Here is a 7,140-nt window from a genome sequence, read left to right as displayed (position 1 = left end):
GTCCCCGTTCGTGCCCCGTGCGCGTCACCCCGCTCCCCCGATGCGTCACCCAGCCCTTCCACCGCGCGCCGGCCTGCTCTTCACGTGCGGGCCCACCTCGATCTTCCGTGCGGACGTGGGCTTCCAGTCCGGGTGGCCCGGCATCGGCGGGGTCTTCCTGCCGTACAGCCAGGCGCGGAAGAACGCTCTCAGATCGCGTTTGGCGAAGAGGGACGCGAGTTCCTGGAAGTCCTCCGTGTCGGCGACCCCGTCGCGGTAGACGCTCACCCAGGCGCGTTCCAGGCGCTGGAAGGCGGGGCTGCCCATCTTCTGGCGGAGGGCGTAGAGGAAGAGCGCGGCCCCGTCGTAGACGTTCGGGCGGAAGATGTCGATCTTCTGACCCGGCTTGGGCGCCTTGGGCGCCGCCGGCGGACCCCCCGCGGCCCGCCACTGGTCGGAGGCGCCGTAGGCCCTCTCCATACGGTCCTCGAGCGACCTGCCGGCCTCCTCCTCCGCGTACAGGGCCTCGTACCAGCTGGCGTGCCCTTCGTTGAGCCACAGGTCGGACCAGGTGCGCGGGCTGACACTGTTGCCGAACCACTGGTGGGCGAGCTCGTGCACCATGATCGACTCGACGTACCACTTCGGGAGCTCGGGCCGGGTGAAGAAATCCCTCTCGAAGAGGGACAGCGTCTGTGTCTCCAGCGCGAAGCCGGTCCGCGCGTCGGCGAGCAGCAGTCCGTACGTCTCGAAGGGGTACGGGCCGACCTTCCGCTCCATCCAGGCGATGTGGGCGGGGGTCTTCTTGAGCCACTTCTCCAGCGCGCCGCGGTCCTTCGTGGGGACCACGTCGCGGACGGGCAGGCCGTACGGGCCGGTGCGGTGCAGCACCGTGGAACGGCCGATGGAGATCTGGGCGAGTTCGGTCGCCATGGGGTGTTCGGTGCGGTACGTCCAGGTCGAAGCGCGCGCCCCACGGTCCACCCCGACGGGCAGACCGCTGGCCACGGCCGTGTGGCCCTTGGGGGCGGTGACCCGGATGGTGAACATCGCCTTGTCGGAGGGGTGGTCGTTGCACGGGAACACCAGGTGGGCGGCGTCGGCCTGGTTCGCCATCGCGAGCCCGTCCCGGGTTCGCACCCAGCCGCCCTCCTGGTCCCTGCCGTACCGGGGGTCGCTCGTATGGCGCACGGTGATCCGCACGGGTCTGCCTTTGGGGAGCGGCGCCCGGGGCGTGACCACGAGGTCCTCCCCCGCGCCGGCGTGAGCGGCGCGCACACCGTTGACCTCGACGGAACGCACCTTTCCGTGTGTGAAGTCGAGGTTGACGCGCTCCAGGGATGTGGTCGTCCGGGCGTCGATCGTGGTGACGGCCGTGAGCGGTTCGCGGTTGCTGCCTGTGTAGGTGAAGGCGAGGTCGTACGAGTCGACGTCGTATCCCGGGTTGCCGAGGTGCGGGAAGAGGCGGTCGCCGACGCCGAGGGGCACGGTGGGTGTGGGGGCGCCCGCGGCGATCAGGCAGACGGAGACAGTGGGGACAAGGAGCACCGCCTGGACACGGCGGGCCCTGGGTCGGGAGGTGAGCACCATGCCCCACGGCTACCAGCGTGCCTCCGCCCCACGGCGACGACGCGCGACGGGCCCACCCGAACGACGGGCCCACCCGAACGGCGGCCGCACCCGAACGGCGGGCCGTCGGCGTTCACCGATACCGGCCGCTCGCATACCGGCCGCTCACCGATACGGGCCGCTCACCGGCACCCGCCGCTCACCGATACCCGCCGCCGCTACTGCGCGGCCGCCGCCTGGTGCTGGGCCCGGCCCACGTCGTACACCCCCGCCACGTTCCGCATGGCGCGCATCAGGCCGGGGAGATGGCCGGCGTCCGGGAGCTGGAGGGTGTAGGTGTGGCGGACGTGCTGCTGGGTCGGGGGTTCGACGGTGGCGGAGACGATCGCGACGCCCTCCAGGGCGATGGCCTCGGTGAGGTCGGCCAGAAGATGGGGCCGCTGGAAGGATTCGGCGACCAGCGTGACCCGGCACTCGGTGGTGTCACCCCAGCGCACGTCCCGCTCCGCGCGCCCCGCGCTCCTCATCCGCTCCACTCCGGCGCACTCCACGCGGTGCACGGTGACCACTCCCCCGCGTACGGCGAAGCCGGTGACCTCGTCGGGCGGTACGGGCGTACAGCAGCCCGCGAGCCGTACGCTCGCGCCGGGCTGGTCCACGACGACGTTGGAGGAGTCCGGGCGCGGGGCCGGACCGTCGGAGGCGGACCGGGCGGCGGAGGTGTCGGCGGCCGGGCGGGCGGCCCGGTTGTGGTCGGCAAGGGCCTCCGCGCGGCCGGTGCCCACGAAACGGGCTTCCTCGGCGGGGCGGGCGTCACCCGCGGAGCCTTCGTCGGCGGCTGCCGCGTCGGCGGGCGAGGCGTGGGTGGTCAGCCAGCGCTGGATGGCGATGCGCGCGACGGGAGTGTGGGCGTGCTCCAGCCACTCGCGGGAGGGCTCGGAGGCCGGGTCCTGGCCCATGAGGAGCTGGACGGTGTCGCCGTCCTTCAGGACCGTGCTCAGCGTCGCCAGGCGGCCGTTGACGCGGGCGCCGATACAGGCGTGGGCGTCCTCACCGTACTGGGCGTACGCGGCGTCCACGCAGCTCGCGCCCTCGGGAAGCCCCAACGCGCCCCCGTCGGGCCGGAAGACGGTGATCTCACGGTCCTGGGCGAGGTCCTCCCTCAGGGTGGACCAGAAGGTGTCGGTGTCCTGCGCGGCCTCCTGCCAGTCGAGAAGCCGGGACAGCCAGCCGGGGCGGGTGGGGTCGGCGCGCTCGCCGTCGCGTTCGGCCTGCTCCTCCGACGGAGGGGCGTAGGGGTTGCCGAGCGCGACGACGCCGGCCTCGGCGACCTTGTGCATCTGGTGCGTGCGGATGAGGACTTCGGCGACCTCGCCGTCACCGCGCGCGACGGCGGTGTGCAGCGACTGGTAGAGGTTGAACTTCGGTACGGCGATGAAGTCCTTGAACTCCGAGACGACGGGCGTGAGGCAGGTGTGCAGCTCGCCGAGGACCGCGTAGCAGTCGGCGTCCTCGCCGACGAGCACGAGGAGCCGTCCGAAGTCGGCGCCGCGCATCCGCCCGCGCTTGCGTGAGACTCGGTGCACGGAGACGAAGTGCCGTGGCCGGATGAGGACTTCGGCCGGGATCCCGGCCTCGCGCAGCACTCCGCGGACCTCGTCGGCGATCTGGACGAGGGTGTCGCCGCCGTGTGCGGCGTTGTCGGCGATCAGCTCGCGGGTGCGCCCGTACTCCTCGGGGTGGAGGATCGCGAAGACCAGGTCCTCCAGCTCGGTCTTGAGCGCCTGGACGCCGAGCCGTTCGGCGAGCGGGATCAGCACGTCCCGGGTCACCTTGGCGATGCGTTCCTGTTTCTCGGGACGCATCACGCCGAGGGTGCGCATGTTATGGAGCCGGTCGGCGAGTTTGATCGACATCACGCGGACGTCGTTGCCGGTGGCGACGAGCATCTTGCGGAAGGTCTCCGGTTCGGCGGCGGCGCCGTAGTCGACCTTCTCCAGCTTGGTGACGCCGTCGACGAGATAGCGGACCTCCTCGCCGAACTCCGAGCCGACCTGTTCCAGCGTCACATCCGTGTCCTCGACGGTGTCGTGGAGCAGGGAGGCCGTCAAGGTCGTGGTCTCGGCACCGAGTTCGGCGAGGATCAGGGTCACGGCGAGCGGGTGGGTGATGTACGGCTCGCCGCTCTTGCGCATCTGGCCGCGGTGCGAGGACTCGGCCAGCACGTAGGCCCTGCGCAGCGGTTCGAGGTCGGCGTCGGGGTGGTGGGCGCGGTGGGCCTCGACCACATGGCTGATCGCGTCGGGCAGCCGGTCCCGCGTCGGGGAGCCGAGCAGTGCCGCGCGGCCGAGGCGGCGCAGGTCGATGCGCGGGCGGCTCTTCCTGCGGTGCCCCGGTGGCCCTGCCTGATCGTTGGTGTTCCCCCGCTCGTGCGAGGACGAGAGCTTGGACAAGGGCGTCACAGGGGCGGGCGTGAGAGGGTTCGTGGCCTCCGCACTCATGGGCACCTCCGGCTGCGTGGACCGGCGGACGGATACCCCATGACGAACGGCGGCTCAGGGTATGGCGTCGTTCCTCCGTCCGTGCCGGTGCTTGATGCTACCGAGCCCATCACGCCCGATTGACCACCTCTCGTCGAGCGTGAAACGGATCACCCATTCGAGCGATGAATCAAGGGTTGGCGGTTTTGAGCCATGCAAGACACGGTCGGCCATGGAATCGAACCCGCGCCCGAGCCAGAGGCCATGACATCGCAGCCTCCAAGGGTTCGATAGCTGCGATGCAGAGCCTGACCGCGCATCAACTCGCGGTGGCTTCCAGCCAGTCGGCGTCGATCTCACCCTCGGCGACGATCACCGCGGGGCCGGTCATCTCGATCTCTCCGTCCGGATGTTCGGTGATGACGAGGGTTCCGCCGGGGACATCGACGGTGTACGTCACCGGGGTCCCGGTCACGGCCGGGTCGGCGCCGTCGCGGCGGGCGGCCGCCACAGCCACGGCACACGCGCCCGTGCCGCACGAGCGGGTCTCGCCGGCGCCGCGCTCATGGACGCGCAGGGCGACATGACCGGGGCTTCGGTCGACCACGAACTCCACGTTCACCCCGTCCGGGTAGGCGGAGGCCGGGCTGAAGGGCGGCGGTGAGAACAGACTGCCCGCGTGCGCGAGGTCGTCCACGAAGGCGACCGCGTGCGGGTTGCCCATGTTCACGTTGCGCGCGGGCCAGGAGCGCTCGCCGACGCTCACGGTGACGTCGCCCTCCGGGAGGCGGGCCTTGCCCATGCCGACGGTCACGTCGCCCTCGGCGGAGCCGCTGCCCGGCGCGGACTTGGCGATGTGCACGGTCTTCACGCCCCCGCGCGTAGCGACGGCGAGATCGCCCTCGGTCACGTGCCCGGCGCGCTGCAGGTAGCGGGCGAACACCCGTACGCCGTTGCCGCACATCTCCGCGATCGAGCCGTCGCCGTTGCGGTAGTCCATGAACCACTCGGCCTCGGCGGCCATCGCCTTCGCCTCGGGGTGCGCGGCGGACCGTACGACATGCAGCAGACCGTCCCCGCCGATGCCCGCGCGGCGGTCGCACAGGGCGGCGACGGCAGCCGGGGGCAGGTCCACGGCGTTCTCGGGGTCCGGGATGATGACGAAGTCGTTCTCGGTCCCGTGACCCTTGAGGAAGGCGATCCGCGTGCTCATTCCTCGATCGTACGGGGTCGGTACGACACACCGGGTCCCGCGGGAACCTCAGCGCAGCCGGGCCACGCGCCACACGGCCAGGGCCACCACCGCGAGCACGACCACCGCGTACCCGAGGACGACCCGCCAGTCCGGGCGGCACCCGGAGCCGCGCTGCGGCAGTCCGGGCCAGGTGGAGCCGACGCGGCGGGCGGCCATCATGCCCCAGCCGGCCGCGCACGAGCAGATCAGCAGGCCGAGCATGGCGACCACCGCGCCACCGTCGCCGAACTCGAAGGCGAGCGGGAAGGCGAACATCAGGGAGCCCAGCGCGGCCAGGGCGACGATGGGCGCGAGCTGCCAGATCCGCAGCCGGCGCTGGGGCCGGAGCTCGACCTCGACCTCCGGTCCGGCGGACATCTCGTCCGGTTCCGGTCCGTCGTCGGTCACGCCGCCCGAGGGCTCCTCGTCCGGGCCGTCCGGGCTCAGGGAATCCCCGTCAGGGCTCAAGCGGTACCCCTCCAGGGCCTGCTGCTCCCCGTTCTCAGCGGTCTCGAACTCCGCGCCTTGTGCAGTGTTGCGAGGGCCGGCCTCCATCGCCACGCGCCCTCCCGACTAGGACTCCACTTGGTCGATCGAAGCTTGATGATGGCACGCTCCCGGAGGCCCCGATGGCGGCCGGAGCGTCCCGATGCCATGACGTGATCAGGCTGTAACCGGTCGTTCGACGAACGACAGGGCGAGCTCCGGAAGTTCCGTGAGATCCGCCGCGCCCCCTTTGAGCCAATGCACACGGGGATCACGCCTGAACCATGAATCCTGGCGGCGCGCGAAGCGCTTGGTGGCACGTACGGTCTCGGCGCGCGCCTCCTCGTCGGTGCACTCTCCGGCAAGCGCCGCGAGCACCTGCTGATAGCCGAGCGCGCGCGACGCCGTGCGCCCCTCACGCAGCCCCCGCGCCTCCAGTGCGCTCACCTCGTCGACGAGCCCGGCCTCCCACATGCGGTCGACCCGGCGGGCGATGCGCTCGTCCAGTTCGGGGCGGGGCACGTCGACGCCGATCTGGATCGTGTCGTAGACGGAGTCATGGCCCGGGAGGTTGGCCGTGAAGGGCTTGCCGGTGATCTCGATCACCTCCAGGGCGCGGACGATCCGGCGGCCGTTGCTGGGCAGGATCGCGAGGGCCGCCTCCGGGTCGGCGACGGCCAGGCGGGCGTGCAGCGCACCGGAACCGCGCAGGGTCAGCTCCTCCTCCAGACGGGCGCGGACCTCGGGGTCGGTACCGGGGAACTCCAGGTTGTCGACGGCCCCGCGGACGTACAGCCCGGAGCCGCCCACCAGGATCGGCCAGCGGCCCTCGGCGAGCAGGGCGTCGATACGCGCGCGGGCGAGCCGCTGGTACTCGGCGACGCTGGCCGTGACCGTCACGTTCCAGATGTCCAGAAGGTGGTGCGGGACACCGCCGCGCTCCGCGGGCGTCAACTTGGCGGTACCGATGTCCATCCCCTGGTAGAGCTGCATGGAGTCGGCGTTGACGATCTCACCCCCGAGACGCTGGGCGAGAAAGACACCCAGATCGGACTTTCCTGCCGCGGTGGGTCCGACGACGGCGATGACACGGGGGGCGGGGGGTGCGGTACTCACCGACCCAGTCTTGCAAACCCCGGGGCCACTCCTCGAACGGGTTACGTGACACCGCGTGTCCGGCGTCGTTGCGTGTTGCGAGGTTCGGACCGCCGGATGCGAGTGCCGGTGACCCGGGCGACGCAACAGGACGCACCGGGCGACGCGGGATTTCGCCCGCACGAGTAACGTTGGAGTGGATATGGGCGTTTTTTCATGGCTTCTCCGGAGGTCGAAGGCTACGGAGGAGGCGTCGACCGCCGAGGCTCAGGCCGACACGCCGACGGCCGGGTCAGA

The 7,140-nt window shown here is 71.3% G+C and carries 5 protein-coding genes; all 5 read right to left on the bottom strand.

Annotation, left to right across the window (positions count from 1 at the left end; genetic code table 11):
- Positions 1 to 45: 45 nt before the first annotated feature.
- On the bottom strand, positions 46 to 1,569 hold the full coding sequence (locus FNH04_RS11950) for a M1 family metallopeptidase (RefSeq protein WP_152783261.1): 1,524 nt from the start codon (positions 1,567 to 1,569) through the stop codon (positions 46 to 48).
- A 197-nt stretch (positions 1,570 to 1,766) separates the two neighbouring features.
- Positions 1,767 to 4,049, bottom strand: a complete 2,283-nt coding sequence (locus FNH04_RS11945; protein ID WP_152783259.1) for a RelA/SpoT family protein — start codon at positions 4,047 to 4,049, stop codon at positions 1,767 to 1,769.
- Positions 4,050 to 4,347: 298 nt separating this feature from the next.
- Positions 4,348 to 5,241, bottom strand: a complete 894-nt coding sequence (gene dapF, locus FNH04_RS11940; RefSeq protein ID WP_152783257.1) for a diaminopimelate epimerase — start codon at positions 5,239 to 5,241, stop codon at positions 4,348 to 4,350.
- Positions 5,242 to 5,289: 48 nt separating this feature from the next.
- Entirely contained in the window at positions 5,290 to 5,817 is a 528-nt protein-coding gene (locus FNH04_RS11935; RefSeq protein WP_152783267.1) for a hypothetical protein, read from the bottom strand.
- 108 nt (positions 5,818 to 5,925) lie between these two features.
- Positions 5,926 to 6,864, bottom strand: coding sequence for a tRNA (adenosine(37)-N6)-dimethylallyltransferase MiaA (gene miaA, locus FNH04_RS11930; protein WP_322722944.1), 939 nt, complete (start codon positions 6,862 to 6,864; stop codon positions 5,926 to 5,928).
- Positions 6,865 to 7,140: the final 276 nt, after the last annotated feature.

This window comes from Streptomyces phyllanthi (assembly GCF_009377205.1).
Taxonomy (GTDB): Bacteria; Actinomycetota; Actinomycetes; order Streptomycetales; family Streptomycetaceae; genus Streptomyces; species Streptomyces phyllanthi.
This window is presented reverse-complemented; position numbering and strand designations above follow the sequence as displayed.

Coding starts and splice junctions, on each gene's coding strand:
- FNH04_RS11935 (WP_152783267.1), bottom strand. CDS start 5,817: ATGGAGGCCGGCCCTCGCAACACTGCACAAGGCGCGGAGTTCGAGACC.
- FNH04_RS11950 (WP_152783261.1), bottom strand. CDS start 1,569: ATGGTGCTCACCTCCCGACCCAGGGCCCGCCGTGTCCAGGCGGTGCTC.
- FNH04_RS11945 (WP_152783259.1), bottom strand. CDS start 4,049: ATGAGTGCGGAGGCCACGAACCCTCTCACGCCCGCCCCTGTGACGCCC.
- dapF (WP_152783257.1), bottom strand. CDS start 5,241: ATGAGCACGCGGATCGCCTTCCTCAAGGGTCACGGGACCGAGAACGAC.